Below are 14,962 nucleotides of genomic sequence, written 5' to 3' on the forward strand. Positions count from 1 at the left end.
ATGAAAAAGATTGTTTTATTTACCTTTATTATAAGTACTGCCGTTTTTCCGCAAGAGGATTTGAAAGAGAAGGAAAAAGCACTTAAAGCCTCAACGGATATAACCTTTGAAGCGAATAAGGAACTAGCTGATAACGATTTTATTGATGCGGAAGTGAACTACCGAAGAGCCATTTCCAAAAGTAATGAGAATACGGCTGCCCCATATAATTTAGGAAATGCTTACTATAACGAAGAGAGTTTTTCAGAGGCTTTTGGCCGATTTAAGCAGGCAGGAGAATTGACATCGGAAAAACCCGTTAAACATAAGGCATTTCATAATATGGGTAATGTATTTATGAAAAACAAAGAATACGCAAAAGCAGTCGAAGCTTATAAGGAAGCGTTGCGTAATGATCCTTCTGACGAAGAAACCCGTTATAATCTGGCACTAGCTAAAGAGCTTCTAAAAAAGGATAAGAATAATCAGAATAAAGACGATAATAAGGAGAATCAGGATCAGGAAGACAAAAAAGACAAAAACCAGGATCAACAAGACCAGGGAGACAATAAAGACGAAAACAAAGGTGATCCTAAAAACGAAGAAAAGGACAAAGAAAGTAATGAAGGAGATAAAGGTGAGCAAGAAAAAGAAGAAAATAAAAAAGGGGATGGAGATGAAAAAGAAGAAGAAAAAAAGCAACCGGAGCAGGGAGATCAACAACAGCAGAAAAAACCCAGACCAAACCAATTGTCTCAACAACAAATAAAGAATCTACTTGAGGCAATGCAAAACGAAGAGAAAAAAGTTAAGGAAAAAATGGATGCCCAGAAAGTTAAAGGTGTCAAAACAAAAAAAGAGAAAGATTGGTGATATTTAATAAACCTAAATATTATATAATTTGTATTTCTTTTCTATTACTGGCCTCTAACCAGATAATGGCACAAGATAAAGAAGCTATTACGTTTGAAGTAAAGCTCAGTAAAAGCAAGTTGGGAATAAACGAACGTTTGCGTGTAGATTTTGCCATGAACAAAGATGGAGACAATTTTACTCCTCCCGATTTTCAAGGCTTTAGAGTACTCATGGGGCCTTCTCAATCTATTAGCTCTTCCTGGATAAATGGTGTCAGAAGCTATTCCAAAACGTATTCTTATACCCTCGCACCTACCGCCCAGGGTAAATTTGCTATTAGGCAGGCAACGATTACCATAGACGGAAAAGTATACAAATCCCTATCCAAAAATGTAGAGGTTACGGCAGCAGTAGATAAACCAAATGATCAGATGTCTGTAGATGATATTGCAGATGATAATTTACATTTGGTAGCAGAAGTTTCTAAAATTTCGCCCTATCTCAATGAGGCTATCAGTGTTGTTTACAAATTATACGTCAGTCCTTCAATTAATGTTTCAAATTTTAGGCCGCTGGACAATCCTAAATACAATAATTTCTGGAGCCAGGATATGCCCTTTACAAGATATGATGTCCAAAATGGCTCTTATGAAGGCAAGGCCTATCGTTTCGTAGTTCTTAAAAGAGTCGTGCTTTATCCTCAAAAGAGCGGCCAATTGACCATTGAGCCTCTTTCTTTAGATGTAACATTGGAAGTGCCTTCCAACAAACGTGATTTTTTTGGTGGTAGAATATATTCTCAAACAAATAAAACGGTTTCTGCTGGAAAGCGTGTGATAAATGTAAAACCCTTACCATCTGAAGGTAAACCTGCAGATTTTGGTGGTGCAGTTGGCAATTTTGAATTTTCTGTTTCGACGAGCAAGACAACATTAAATGCTTCAGAATCCCTGCAGGCTACAATTACGATAAAAGGGAATGGTAATTTAAAACTGTTTCAGCTACCTGAACCTTCGCTTCCCGGAGCTTTAGAAGTTTATGAGCCCGAATTTAATGAAGAGGTAAGAACCACTCTATCGGGTATGAAGGGTAAGGTGAGCAATAATTATACAATAGTTCCTTCATTCAGAGGTAAATATCCTATTCCCGGTATTTCTTTCAGTTATTTTGATCCGGAATTAGAGCAGTACAAATCAGTAACTTCAAATGAAATTATGATCAATGTAATGGAAGGCCCATTGGGATCAGGTGCAATAGCAAGCAGTCCTTCCTCAGTAAATAAGCAGGCGGTTATCAGCTCAAATGATCAATTTAATTTTATTAAACTTAAGCCAAACTTAACTGCAATTGGCACAAATTATTTTTTTGGTTCTACAAGGTTTTATTTTTGGTTGTTTTCACCCTTTTTGCTTATCCCAATTGCTGTGTTGTTTGGTAAAAGGCGGGAAGCCATTGCCAGTGATGTAGCCGGCAACAAAATAAAGAAGGCCAATAAACTGGCAAGGAAATATCTCTCTGAGGCCAAAAAAGCATTAGGTAAAAAGGATGCATTCTATATTGCACTTGAAAAAGCATTACACAACTATCTGAAAGCAAAACTAAAAATAGAGACCTCTGAATTTAGTAAAGATAAAATAGCCTCTCTCTTATCTAAAAAAGAAATAGACGAAAACACTATCCACGCTTTTGTAGATCTGCTTAAGAATTGTGAAATGGCCCGATATAGCCCTTTCTCAGATGTCCAAATGCAGCAGGATTACAACAAAGCCAGTGAAACAATTTCATCAATAGACAAAAAACTTTAGTCATGAAGAATTTAGTCGTCTTAATAATGATGTTGCTTTCATTCATAGCTAATGCACAAAACGAGGCTCTTTTTAACAGGGCGACAACGTATTACAATGAAGGTGAATATGAAAAAGCTTCCGAGAACTACTTTAAAATAATAGAGAACGGCGAGCATTCGGCAGCTGTTTACTATAATATAGGCAACTGCTACTACAAATTAAACCAGATAGCGCCTAGCATTTACTATTATGAAAAGGCTTTGTTACTTAAACCCAATGATAGGGAAATCAAAAATAATCTGACATATGCCCAAAACATGACCTTAGATGCTTTTGAGCCACTTCCGGAGACAAGCCTTTCAAAGTTATACAAAAACATCACCGGATTGCTCTCTTTTGATCAATGGTCATATACGGCTGTTTTTTTTGTGTTCCTGTTTGTCCTGGCCTATATTTTATTTTATTACTTCAGATACTCAACCCATAAGCGAATAGCTTTTATAACTAGTATTACTTCATTCTTTATTGCAGTTTTCTGCATAGTATTGGCACTAGTTCAATTCCAGGATTTTGAAGCAGACATACCAGCCATTGTTTTTTCTGAAGAGCTAATAGTTAAATCTGAACCTAATAATAGAAGTTCACAAGCATTCCTATTACATGAAGGAACTAAAGTATATGTATTGGATGAATTAGATGATTGGAAAAAAATAGAACTGAAAGATGGGAAAACAGGTTGGGTGCTTTCAAAAGAAATTAAATTGTTGAAAGATTTTTAATTTTTCTTTAACAAATATATGATGTAGTTCCCTTTATATTTGTCCTTTAACCAAATTCAGGATGATAAAATCTTCCATTTTAACTTCAATTATTTCGATTTGGCTGTTTGCGGTTTTTGCACCGTCTATTATTTCATTGGTAAATAATGAGGATGGTATTTTTATTTCTTTAAACTTAAATGAAGAGGAACCACAAGAACAAGGCAAGAAAGACGACAGTGAAGAAAAAACATTACTTGAATATTGGATAGCACAACTACACGTCTCTTCACAGGAAAGAACATTTCTTTCAGATCAATTGGAGATAACTATTTCCTCTCATGCAATTGAAATTCCATTGCCTCCACCGGAATTTTTAATCAAACAAGCATAAATCCATTTACAAATTAATTTCTAATCAACCTTTAATATTCTATTAAAGGAAATATATATTTAGTTATGTTGAGATATTTAAAAAACGACATACCCGCCAGTATTGTGGTATTTTTTGTTGCACTTCCATTGTGTTTAGGAATTGCATTGGCCAGTGGCGCACCCTTATTTTCAGGCTTAATAGCCGGTATTGTAGGAGGCATTATCGTAGGAACTCTTAGCGGATCCCAGATAGGCGTGAGTGGCCCGGCCGCCGGATTAGCGGCTATAGTTTTAACTGCAATTGGTGCATTAGGAGGTTATGAAAACTTTTTAGTAGCCGTGGTTTTGGGCGGGGCAATTCAAATCATATTCGGGATCCTTAAGGCCGGCATTATCGGCTATTATTTTCCATCTTCTGTTATTAAAGGAATGCTCACCGGTATTGGAATCATTATAATTCTAAAACAAATTCCTCACTTTTTTGGATACGATGCAGATCCGGAAGGTGATTTTGCATTTTTTCAGATAGATGGAGAAAATACGATCTCTGAGATATTTAATACTGTGAATTTTATAAACCCGGGCGCCACCATGATAGCTTTTCTAGCCCTTGGAATATTAGTCCTTTGGGATAATTTTCTTACCAAGAAAGCTAAAATATTTCAACTAATTCAAGGACCCTTAGTAGCCGTATTTGTTGGGATACTATATTATAATTTAACAAAAGATAGTGCCTTTTGGGGTATCTCTTCTGATCATCTGGTAAGCGTGCCTATTCCTGATACCCTGGATTCATTTATGGGTCAGTTTAGTTTTCCTAATTTTCAGGTTATAACTCGTCCGGAAATATGGATAACGGCCTTTACCATTGCCTTGGTTGCAAGTCTTGAAACCCTTTTATGCGTTGAAGCTACAGACAAACTGGACCCTCAAAAAAGAGTAACTCCTACCAACAAAGAGCTTTTGGCTCAAGGGACCGGAAATATTATTTCAGGGCTTATTGGAGGCTTGCCCATTACCCAGGTAATAGTGAGGAGTTCTGCAAATATCCAATCAGGGGGAAGATCAAAAATGTCTGCAATCATTCATGGTTTCCTTCTTTTGATCTCGGTAATTCTCATCCCCAGACTATTAAATATGATACCTCTTTCAGTTTTGGCATCCATTTTATTCATTGTGGGTTATAAATTGGCCAAGCCCGCTCTATTTAAAAAAATGTATGAGATAGGCTGGAAACAATTTATCCCGTTTACAGTTACCGTACTTGGGATTATTTTTACAGACCTGCTTATTGGTATCGGTTTGGGTTTAGGCGTTGGAATTGCAGTCATTCTAATTAAAAGTTATCAAAACTCTCATTTTCTTCATATCGAGGATATAAGCAATGGCAAACATAGAATCAAAATAACGCTTGCGGAGGAAGTTACTTTCTTTAACAAGGGTGCCATTTTGAAGGAGTTGGATAGCCTGCCGAGAGAAACATTTTTAGAACTAGATGTTCGAAAAACAAGATACCTTGATAATGATATCATTGAAATCTTGGATGACTTTGCATTTAAAGCAAAAGAAAGAAATATTGACATTCATTTAATCTCTGAAAGAGGTGTTGTCGAAAATCCAAATAGTTTTTTGGAGTTTTTTAGATTAAGACCGAAATCAGCATAAATCCTATATCATGAGAAAATATAAAATAACTGTACTAACAGACCTGGAGAGAGACGCAGGTGCAACCCTTAAAAGTGCGATTGGACTCGCAAAAATTATCGATGGTGAAATTGAAGTTTTTAGTGTTAAAAAGGCTTCTGAAATTGTGCATAGCGAAAATCAATTATCCGCCATGAGATCTATTAACAGTGGGCATAACTCATTTCGCAAGAAAATGAAAAATTTAATTGCCCCCATATCAGAACAGTACGACATCCGAATTGATTCTTCTTTTTCAATTGGTAATATCAAAGGTGAAATTGGTCAATATATTGATACAAAAAAACCTGATATAATTGTCTTAGGTAAAAGGAGAGAGAAAGTGCTAAAATTCGTAGGGGATAGCATTATTCCTTTCGTTTTAAACAAATTCAAAGGAGTAATCTTGATTGCAAATAATAATAGTGTAATTGAGCCAAATAAAGAAATAGTCCTAGGTATGTTTAATAATTTGGGGGCAGATTTCAATCTGGATTTTGCAGAAGACTTGATAGAATATTCGCATCAACCTTTAATATCTTTTAAGATTGCACAAAATTCAGATGTTTCAGAGGGCTCAAATAAACCTTCAAACAGAAAAACCATTGAATATGTTTTTGAACAGGGGGATGGAGCAATAAGAGGTATTTCCACTTATTTAGTCAAAAATAAAATCGATGTTTTGTATATCGATAGATTTAAAAGGCGAAACGGTAAAAAAATAAATACATTAAAGTCGGACATTAATAAAATCATTGATAAACTTAATGTAACTTTATTGTTGACCGGTGAAGAGCGATATAATTTGCAGTAACTAATTAGTAAACCAGAAAAATAATATGATGAAAGCACATACAAAAATTACACAAGCGGCAATTACACCGAATAAAGCCATAGAACTATTAAAAGAAGGTAATCAACGCTTCGTTGCCAGCAATATGGCTAATCGTGATTTATTAGATCAAGTAAATGATACGGCTTCAGGTCAATACCCTTTTGCAACGGTCTTGAGCTGTATTGATTCAAGAGTTTCGGCAGAGCTTATTTTTGACCAAGGTGTCGGCGATATTTTTAGCGCGCGAGTCGCAGGTAATATTGTAAATGATGACCTACTGGGAAGTATCGAATTCGCCTGCAAGTTAGCGGGCACAAAAGTATTGGTTATTCTTGGCCATACGGCTTGTGGAGCAGTAAAAGGTGCCTGTGATGGTGCCAAATTAGGTAATCTTACGATTTTGTTAGACAAAATAATGCCGGCAGTTAATGCGGTTTCCCAGCCATCGGATGCTGGACAAAGAAATTCTAAAAACATAGATTTCGTAAACGAAGTTGCCGTCAAAAATGTTCATATGACCATTGAAAACACTCGAAATATGAGTCCCGTATTAAAGGAAATGGAGGACAATGGTGAAATAAAAATAGTTGGAGCGATGTATGATATCAACAACGGAAAAGTTACGTTTTTGTAAACTATGCTCTAAATGTTAAAGGAAAGCCAATGTGTATGCATTGGCTTCTTTTATTACTAAAAAATACTATCTTTTCTCTTTATAACAATCAAATCGACCGTCATTATGAAAAACCTTTTTTCCAATTTTAGAGGTGATCTTCTAGGAGGAATTACGGCAGGTATTGTTGCTTTACCATTAGCACTTGCCTTTGGAGTAAGTTCAGGTTTAGGTCCCAGTGCCGGGCTTTATGGTGCCATTTTTATAAGCTTTTTTGCAGCGCTCTTTGGAGGTACCAATACTCAGATTTCGGGTCCCACTGCACCAATGACTGCCGTAAGTATGGTGGTTATTGCTACAATCATTGCTATCTACGACGGTAGTGTTGAAAAAGCATTACCTATTATATTAGGTGTATTCCTCCTGGCCGGACTCTTTCAAATTGGGCTTGGTATCCTTGGCATAGGCAGGTACATAAGATACATCCCTTATCCGGTAGTGTCGGGTTTTATGACTGCAATAGGTGTGATAATTATAATCACCCAAATTCTGCCTGCCATAGGTTATTATCCGAAGGAAGATATTGCTTATGTGGAGCAATTTAAGCCTCAAGCAGAAGAATTGATCCTTGAAAACATATTACGAGAGGAAGCGGGAGAAGGTATCCTGGTTCTTGAAGATTTCGAAGAAACGATCGAAAGGTCGGGAGAAATTACGGCTCGTGCTATATTAGATGAATCAAAGACCCTGGCAGCAGCCGATGCGTCCGGGGTTATTGGCGCAATAAAAGTATTTCCAAAAGCACTGAAAAATATTAATTGGCTTGAACTTATTCTTGCCATAGCTACTGTCCTTATTATTTATGGTTTTAAAAGAATTACCAAAATAGTTCCAAGCACTTTAGTTGCACTCATCCTTGTCTCAGGAGTAGCCTACGGGTTTGATTTAGATTACAGGACCATAGAAAAAATACCGGAGGGAATCCCAATGCCTAATATGGAGATCTTTACCAGATTCAAAATTAGCAATATCTCCCCTTACATTTTTACCGCTCTTACACTGGCCATGCTAGGCGCTATTGATTCTCTTCTGACTTCTGTTGTTGCTGATAATATGACTAAGACCAAACATAAGCCTAACAAAGAACTAGTAGGACAGGGCATTGGTAATAGTATTGCCGCAATTTTTGGAGGTCTGCCAGGAGCTGGCGCAACTATCCGAACCGTGGTAAATATAAATTCCGGAGGGAAAACAAAATTATCCGGAATGCTTGCCGGTATAATTTTATTAATGATCTTACTATTAATTGGTCCTGTTGCTTCGCAAATACCTGCTGCCGTCCTTGCCGGGATTTTGATCACTGTAGGAGTGAGTGTAATGGATTATAAAGGATTAAAAGCCATTCCAAGTTTGCCCAAAGATATAACATTAGGTCCTTTAAAACTTAGTTCTGAAGTTATGGTTATGTTGGTTGTTATGGTGCTATCAACATTTTGGAATCTTGTATATGCTGTGGGTATAGGACTTGTTATAGCTTCTTTAATGTTTATGAAAAAAATGGGAGATCTCACAGCGGAACGTTCCGATGTAAAACCCTTATTAAAAGAAGATGTATGGCCGGATGAGAAAAATTTTCCGAAAAAACTGAAAAAAGAAGTTTTTATAAAGCATATAAAAGGACCTTTATTTTTTGGAACTACAAGCGATTTTCTACGGCTCGCTGAACAAATTCCCAAATCAGCCCACATAATTATCATTAGACTGGACCGTATGCAATATATGGACCAATCCGGCCTCTATGCAATGGAAGTAGTACTGCAGGAATTGATAAAAGACGAAATCTTACCTCTTTTTGTAGACATCTTAAATCAACCGCGTTATATGATGGAACGAATTGACATTATCCCTGATCTGGTGCCGCACGAGCATATTTTTGAAAATTTTGATAAATGTGTTAACTGGATTGAACAGGAGGAGGCAATGGAACAAACCTAATTCTTTATTGCTTTTAGGTCAAAAATGCTTTCTTGATGGATATTTGTTATAAATTTGCCTTTTCTTTTGCATATTACTTTGCTTAAAATATGCATTTATTAAAAGGAGGATGATAGACCAGCTAAAAAAACACCTTGCCGAAGTAAATAACTACTCTTCAGATAATGCTCAGGAAATTGAGGCTTTCCGAATTAAATACCTCGGTAAAAAAGGGCTGTTGAATCATTTCTTTTCTGAATTCAAAAATATCCCTGCGTCAGAGAAAAAAGAATTTGGTCAGACCATAAACGACCTTAAGAATAAGGCCACTGAAAAGGTAAATACTCTTAAAAAAGCCATCGAACTTGGAAGCCAGGAAAAAAGAATCTATAATGATCTTACCAGGCCTTCAGAGCCAATGGAACTTGGAGTACGCCACCCTATTTCAATAGTAAAAAACCAAATCATAGATATCTTTTCCAGAATAGGTTTTAATGTTTCAGAGGGTCCTGAAATAGAAGATGACTGGCATAATTTTACCGCTTTAAACTTGCCGGAACACCATCCTGCAAGGGATATGCAGGACACCTTTTTTATTCAAACAAATCCGGATGTCCTTTTGCGTACCCATACCTCTTCTGTTCAGGTACGATATATGGAAAACAATAAACCGCCCATCCGGACTATCTCACCGGGGAGAGTGTATAGAAATGAGGCAATTTCTGCCAGGTCACATTGTTTTTTTCATCAGGTAGAAGGACTTTATATTGATAAAAAAGTATCGTTTGCAGATCTAAAGCAAACACTTCAGTTTTTTACCACAGAGCTTTTTGGGAAGTCCAAAATAAGGCTTCGGCCATCTTACTTTCCGTTTACAGAGCCCAGTGCCGAAGTTGATGTTTATTGGGGGCTGGAAACAGAAACTGACTACAAGATGACTAAAGGAACGGGGTGGTTGGAAATTATGGGATGTGGCATGGTAGATCCTAATGTGTTGGATAACTGTGGGATTGATAGTAAAACCTATTCCGGTTTTGCTTTTGGTATGGGTATAGATCGCATTGCCTTATTACTTCATCAAATTTCAGATATACGATTGCTCAGTGAAAATGATGTTAGATTCCTTGAACAATTTAAAAGTGCATTTTAAGTAAAGTTCCGTTTAATAATTTTTATTTCACACTTTCCATTCTTTAAAAGGGTATTTGCTTAATTGAGAGTTGTAATATTTGATGTCCCCAGTTACTTCTAATCCTACCCAAGAAGGCACTTCAATTTTATCTTCTTCTTTTTCAATTTCAATTTCTGCTATCACCAACCCTTTGTTTGAGCCAAGAAATTCATCTACTTCAATTATATGGGCGCCTATTTTTATATAGTACCGGATTTTCTCCAGAATTTCTTTTTCGCATAGCTCTAAAAGTTGCTTAGCTTCATGGATTGGTATCTTTTTTTCCCATTCAAATCTGGTAGTGCCTGCGGTGTTAGATCTACCTTTTACAGTCAAAAATGCTTTGTCATCTGCTATTCTTATTCGCACTACCCTATCAGGATGTGAATTTAAAAACCCCTGAACAATATGTGACTTTAAAAATGCTAAAGACCTATATTCCTTTGAATTTACCAGATACTTTCGTTCTATTTCTACCATATTCGTTCAAACTTAAGCCTAAGATGAGGATAGCTCTTAGTTTTCCATTCCTCCTAACTTCACTATTTCATCAGAAGGAATTCTAACTCTTTCATATGTATTATTTGCCAGCCATACCATACTACTGGCAATTGCTTGAGGATATATTGATCTGTATTTCCTAAATGGCCCTACCAAAATATTATTCAAAATAAGAAACGCATTCTTTGCAATCCACTCTGCTGGTCTTTTCTCCTCCCTAAAACCTCCAATAAGCGACGGCTGTAAAATATGAGTTTTTGAAATTTCCATAGCAACCACGGCATTTTCCATTTGTCCCTTTAGCTTATTATAAAAAACCTTGCTTTCAGCACTTGCTCCTAATGCAGAAATTACAACAAATGTCTTTATTTTGTTTTTTTTACATAATTCTGCAGCACAAACAGGTATACCGTAGTCAATTTTTTTATAAAGGTCTTTATCCGGTGTTTTAGCTTTGGTGGTTCCTATACAGCAAAAAACTTCATCTGCCAGGAAATTACCCGCATGATCGGATAATTTTAGCAGGTCGATCTGGTGCTCCTGTAACTTTTCATTCTTTATACCCACCGTTTTCCTTGAAAATAATTTTATTTTCTTATACCTATTATCTTTTAGAAGCATCTGTAATAAAAGACTTCCTGTTAAGCCGGTAGCACCTAATATAATAGCCGTTTTTTGTGTCATTTCAATTAGACTAAATATACCTTAAATTTGAATATGCACAATGAATTACCCATACGAAAAATAATACATGTAGATATGGATGCATTTTACGCCTCCGTTGAACAATTGGATAATCCTGAACTTAAGGGAAAGCCTGTTGCAGTTGGTGGTAGTGAAAAAAGAGGGGTGGTATCGGCGGCAAGTTACGAAGCGCGAAAATTTGGCGTTAAAAGCGCCATGAGTGGTTATCTCGCGAGGCAAAATTGTCCTCATATTATATTTGTAAAACCACGATTTCATAGATACAAAGAAGTATCACAGCAAATACGAGAAATCTTCCTTGATTATACAGATAAAGTGGAGCCTCTTTCATTGGATGAGGCTTATCTGGATGTTACCATGAATAAAAAAGGAAACCCTTCAGCAACTTTAATTGCGCAAGAAATAAGGCAACGAATTTTTAACGAATTGGGATTAACTGCTTCGGCCGGAATCTCTATAAACAAGTTTGTGGCCAAAATAGCAAGCGACTATAACAAACCCAATGGACAGAAAACAGTCAATCCGGAGGAAGTACTTCAATTCCTGGAAGATTTAGAAATAAGAAAGTTCTATGGGGTTGGTAAAGTTACTGCAGCTAAGATGTATAAACTGGGTGTTTTCACTGGTAAAGATTTGAAAAGCAAATCACTGCAATTTTTGGAAGGCCATTTCGGAAAGAGTGGGACGTATTATTACCATGTAGTAAGAGGAATCCACGATAGCCCGGTTAAGGCTGAACGTATTCCCAAATCAGTAGGTGCAGAACGAACTTTTAGCGAAAATCTCAGCAGTGAGATTTTCATGTTAGAACGATTAGATCAAATTGCTAAGGAACTGGAAAACAGGCTAAAGAAATCCGAAATAGCAGGTAAAACAATTACCTTAAAAATAAAATATAGTGATTTTAGCCTCCATACACGAAGTAAAACTTTGCCTTATTTTGTATCAGATAAAGATTTGATATTAGAGACCGCCAAAGAATTATTATATCAGGAAAATCTGGAAAACTCAGTTCGCCTATTAGGTATTTCTCTGGCAAATTTGAATACGGATAGCAGGGAAGCGCATAAGATGAAAGATGTTGTAACAGTTCAACTTAAGTTTGATTTTTAATTTATCTACATAATTCCTGGGAAAATTAGTTAATTTTTGTTCATAGATGTTTCGCAAATAAATCTCTACACGATAGAATTATTAAACAAAACTGTTAATGAATCTCAAATATTTTACTTCTCAAATTTCTTTGAGTATTATTGATGAAAATTACAATAAAAAAGAACACCTTTTTATAGGTCTTCCCGGCTTATTATTTAAAAATTCCAGGAATTCTTTAATTATGTTTTTTAATTTTAAACAATGATTAGAAATTAAAATAACTATAAAATGAAAATAAAACTGAACCTAATTTTATTCGTATCCATTCTTTTCTTCCTTATAGGATGTAGCGAATCGCAACAAAATTCTGAATCCGAAAAAGAATCTCAAGTTGAGTTCAAAGGAAAAATTGCCAAAACATATGAAGAATCTATTGAAGCTTGGCCTGAGAAAAAAAGACCTCCGAAAGATGCCCCTAACGTTATCATCTTCTTGCTAGATGATGTCGGTTTCGCGCAAGTTGGAAGTTTCGGTGGATTAATTGAAACACCAAACATTGATCAATTAGCTGATAACGGATTACGTTATAATAATTTTCACACCACCGCATTATGTTCCCCGTCTAGGGCTACTTTAATGGCAGGAAGAAATCCACATATGATTGGGTTGGGTAGTCATGCACTTACCGCCATGGGGTTTCCTGGTTATAACGCTATAGTTCCTCCATCTGCAAAATCAGTTGCAAACTATCTTGAAGAAGAAGGTTATGTAAATTATGCTCTCGGGAAATGGGATCATACTCCTTTATATGAAGTTTCACAAGTGGGTCCATTTGATCGTTGGCCAAGTGATGAAGGGTTTGCGCATGCTTATACTTTTATGGCTGCAGATGTTCATCAATTTATACCAGTGATGTGGGATGATCATCATCCAGAGCCATATAGAAAAGCAGACCACTTGGATAAAGATTTAGCCGATAGAGCTATTGATTGGATAACCGGTCATAAATCATTAGACAAGGACCTTCCATTTATGATGTTATGGGCTTCCGGATCGATGCATTCTCCTCACCACGCACCAGATGAATATATAGCTAAATACAAAGGAAAATTCGATATGGGTTGGGACAAGGCCAGGGAAATGATTCTTGAAAATCAGAAAAAGTTGGGTATCGCCCCAGGAAATACAAAGCTCTCCGCCAGAATAGCAGAAATTCCAGCTTGGGATTCTTTAAATGATGATGAAAAAAAAATGTATGCTAAGCAAATGGAAGTTTTTGCAGCTCAAATGGATCATGTGGATCATCAGATTGGTAGAGTAATTGAAACCCTGAAGAGAATCGGAGAATTTGATAATACCTTGATTATGGTCACTGCAGATAATGGAGCTTCGGGAGAAGGCGGACTTGCAGGTACGTTTAATGAAACCTATGTATTAAATGGAATGCAAACCCCTTTTGATGCTAATATGAGGAATTACGATAACTGGGGTCAATGGGATAGTTACCCACATTATCATGCTGGATGGGCAATGGCTGGAAATACGCCTTTCCCATACTTTAAGCAATCAGAACACAGAGGAGGCCAACAAGATGCATTAGTGGTTCACTGGCCGAACGGAATAAAGTCAAAAGGAGAAGTCAGAAGCCAATATCATCATATCAGTGACATTGCGCCTACCATTATGGAGGCAGCTGGGGTCGAAAGACCAGATGAATACCACGGAATAGAACAACAACCTTTTACAGGAGTGCCAATGAATTATTCGTTTGATAATGCTGACGCTCCTAATGCTAAAAAGCGTCAGTATTACGAAATGTTTGGGAACAGAGCCATATGGGTAGATGGCTGGAAGGCCGTCACCCTGCATGCAAATAGAATGCCATGGGATGTTAACTTAGTTGCGCCATTTGAAGATGATGTATGGGAGCTATATCACGTCGCAGAGGATTTTTCTGAAAGCAAGGATCTTGCGGAAGAATTTCCAGAAAAATTAGAAGAGCTTAAGAAAATATTCGAGGAAGAGGCATGGGCAAATCAGGTTTACCCCATGTACGACGATATGTTGGCGAGATTAAATGCAGTTAACTATGTTCTTTTTGGGGATAAAAAGGAGTTTACTTATTATGCTCCCGGAGCCGTCCGCATAGCGGAAAAAGCATCTGTTCCTGTTAAAGGCAGATCACATAAAATTGAAACTACTATCGACCTAAAAGGAGATGAAAAAGGCGTAATTGTTGCCTGCGGTGGTATGACCGGAGGATATACTATGTACATAAAGGGTGGCAAGCTACACTTTGATTATAACTTCCTGGACGGTGTACATTATCATTTAACATCTCCTAAATTACCGACAGGGCAAACCGATCTGAAATTCAATTTTATTCTTGACAGATCTAAAATAGATGGAACGCTTAAACCATGGTCAGGAACAGGCGAAATCTATGTGAATGGTGAAAAAGTTGATGAAGATTATTTTGAAATGATGCATATATCCACCTATTCGCTTGCTGAAACGTTTGATGTCGGAATGGATTCCGGGACACAAGTTGACAAGGATTATGAAGGTGATCCTTTTGCGTTTACTGGAATTTTGGATCGAGTAATCATAACACTGACCGACTAATCACTA

The 14,962-nt window shown here is 36.7% G+C and carries 13 protein-coding genes; 11 read left to right on the top strand and 2 right to left on the bottom strand.

Features of this window, described 5'->3' with window-relative positions:
* From ABJH90_RS13500 to pheS, 9 genes are all read left to right on the top strand, one after another.
* Positions 1-852, top strand: a complete 852-nt coding sequence (locus ABJH90_RS13500; protein WP_348141206.1) for a tetratricopeptide repeat protein — start codon at positions 1-3, stop codon at positions 850-852.
* A gap of 65 nt (positions 853-917) precedes the next feature.
* Entirely contained in the window at positions 918-2,639 is a 1,722-nt protein-coding gene (locus ABJH90_RS13505) for a BatD family protein (RefSeq protein ID WP_348141204.1), read from the top strand.
* 2 nt (positions 2,640-2,641) lie between these two features.
* Positions 2,642-3,400 carry a tetratricopeptide repeat protein gene (locus ABJH90_RS13510; protein WP_348141202.1) on the top strand — a complete coding sequence of 253 codons (759 nt, stop codon included), beginning with the start codon at positions 2,642-2,644 and terminating at the stop codon, positions 3,398-3,400.
* A gap of 61 nt (positions 3,401-3,461) precedes the next feature.
* Positions 3,462-3,773 (top strand): hypothetical protein, encoded by a 312-nt coding sequence (locus ABJH90_RS13515; RefSeq protein WP_348141200.1) that lies wholly within the window; start codon positions 3,462-3,464, stop codon positions 3,771-3,773.
* Positions 3,774-3,838: 65 nt separating this feature from the next.
* Positions 3,839-5,419 (top strand): SulP family inorganic anion transporter, encoded by a 1,581-nt coding sequence (locus ABJH90_RS13520; RefSeq protein WP_348141198.1) that lies wholly within the window; start codon positions 3,839-3,841, stop codon positions 5,417-5,419.
* A gap of 10 nt (positions 5,420-5,429) precedes the next feature.
* The gene (locus ABJH90_RS13525; RefSeq protein WP_348141196.1) at positions 5,430-6,251 is read left to right on the top strand and encodes a universal stress protein; all 822 of its coding nucleotides are present in this window, start codon (positions 5,430-5,432) and stop codon (positions 6,249-6,251) included.
* Between the two features lie 28 nt (positions 6,252-6,279).
* Positions 6,280-6,906 carry a carbonic anhydrase family protein gene (locus ABJH90_RS13530; RefSeq protein WP_348141676.1) on the top strand — a complete coding sequence of 209 codons (627 nt, stop codon included), beginning with the start codon at positions 6,280-6,282 and terminating at the stop codon, positions 6,904-6,906.
* A 105-nt stretch (positions 6,907-7,011) separates the two neighbouring features.
* The gene (locus ABJH90_RS13535; RefSeq protein ID WP_348141194.1) at positions 7,012-8,880 is read left to right on the top strand and encodes a SulP family inorganic anion transporter; all 1,869 of its coding nucleotides are present in this window, start codon (positions 7,012-7,014) and stop codon (positions 8,878-8,880) included.
* A 109-nt stretch (positions 8,881-8,989) separates the two neighbouring features.
* Entirely contained in the window at positions 8,990-10,009 is a 1,020-nt protein-coding gene (pheS, locus tag ABJH90_RS13540; RefSeq protein WP_348141192.1) for a phenylalanine--tRNA ligase subunit alpha, read from the top strand.
* A 27-nt stretch (positions 10,010-10,036) separates the two neighbouring features.
* On the opposite strand, the gene ABJH90_RS13545 is transcribed toward pheS, so the two are convergent.
* Positions 10,037-10,510 (bottom strand): CYTH domain-containing protein, encoded by a 474-nt coding sequence (locus ABJH90_RS13545; RefSeq protein ID WP_348141190.1) that lies wholly within the window; start codon positions 10,508-10,510, stop codon positions 10,037-10,039.
* Between the two features lie 36 nt (positions 10,511-10,546).
* A complete protein-coding gene (locus ABJH90_RS13550) occupies positions 10,547-11,215 on the bottom strand; it encodes an NAD(P)H-binding protein (RefSeq protein ID WP_348141188.1) in 669 nt (222 codons plus the stop codon).
* Positions 11,216-11,248: 33 nt separating this feature from the next.
* On the opposite strand from ABJH90_RS13550, the gene dinB reads away from it, so the two are divergent.
* Together dinB and ABJH90_RS13560 are read left to right on the top strand one after the other, a co-directional pair.
* On the top strand, positions 11,249-12,349 hold the full coding sequence (gene dinB, locus ABJH90_RS13555) for a DNA polymerase IV (protein ID WP_348141186.1): 1,101 nt from the start codon (positions 11,249-11,251) through the stop codon (positions 12,347-12,349).
* Between the two features lie 270 nt (positions 12,350-12,619).
* The gene (locus tag ABJH90_RS13560) at positions 12,620-14,956 is read left to right on the top strand and encodes an arylsulfatase (protein ID WP_348141184.1); all 2,337 of its coding nucleotides are present in this window, start codon (positions 12,620-12,622) and stop codon (positions 14,954-14,956) included.
* Positions 14,957-14,962: the final 6 nt, after the last annotated feature.

The sequence above is a fragment of the Eudoraea sp. genome, assembly GCF_039969275.1.
In the GTDB taxonomy this organism is placed as follows: Bacteria; Bacteroidota; Bacteroidia; order Flavobacteriales; family Flavobacteriaceae; genus Eudoraea.

What these genes read in the sequence shown, in the direction of transcription:
- ABJH90_RS13500 (WP_348141206.1), top strand. Translation starts at nt 1, where the DNA reads ATGAAAAAGATTGTTTTATTTACCTTTATTATAAGTACTGCCGTTTTT.
- ABJH90_RS13505 (WP_348141204.1), top strand. Translation starts at nt 918, where the DNA reads ATGGCACAAGATAAAGAAGCTATTACGTTTGAAGTAAAGCTCAGTAAA.
- ABJH90_RS13510 (WP_348141202.1), top strand. Translation starts at nt 2,642, where the DNA reads ATGAAGAATTTAGTCGTCTTAATAATGATGTTGCTTTCATTCATAGCT.
- ABJH90_RS13515 (WP_348141200.1), top strand. Translation starts at nt 3,462, where the DNA reads ATGATAAAATCTTCCATTTTAACTTCAATTATTTCGATTTGGCTGTTT.
- ABJH90_RS13520 (WP_348141198.1), top strand. Translation starts at nt 3,839, where the DNA reads ATGTTGAGATATTTAAAAAACGACATACCCGCCAGTATTGTGGTATTT.
- ABJH90_RS13525 (WP_348141196.1), top strand. Translation starts at nt 5,430, where the DNA reads ATGAGAAAATATAAAATAACTGTACTAACAGACCTGGAGAGAGACGCA.
- ABJH90_RS13530 (WP_348141676.1), top strand. Translation starts at nt 6,280, where the DNA reads ATGAAAGCACATACAAAAATTACACAAGCGGCAATTACACCGAATAAA.
- ABJH90_RS13535 (WP_348141194.1), top strand. Translation starts at nt 7,012, where the DNA reads ATGAAAAACCTTTTTTCCAATTTTAGAGGTGATCTTCTAGGAGGAATT.
- pheS (WP_348141192.1), top strand. Translation starts at nt 8,990, where the DNA reads ATGATAGACCAGCTAAAAAAACACCTTGCCGAAGTAAATAACTACTCT.
- ABJH90_RS13545 (WP_348141190.1), bottom strand. Translation starts at nt 10,510, where the DNA reads ATGGTAGAAATAGAACGAAAGTATCTGGTAAATTCAAAGGAATATAGG.
- ABJH90_RS13550 (WP_348141188.1), bottom strand. Translation starts at nt 11,215, where the DNA reads ATGACACAAAAAACGGCTATTATATTAGGTGCTACCGGCTTAACAGGA.
- dinB (WP_348141186.1), top strand. Translation starts at nt 11,249, where the DNA reads ATGCACAATGAATTACCCATACGAAAAATAATACATGTAGATATGGAT.
- ABJH90_RS13560 (WP_348141184.1), top strand. Translation starts at nt 12,620, where the DNA reads ATGAAAATAAAACTGAACCTAATTTTATTCGTATCCATTCTTTTCTTC.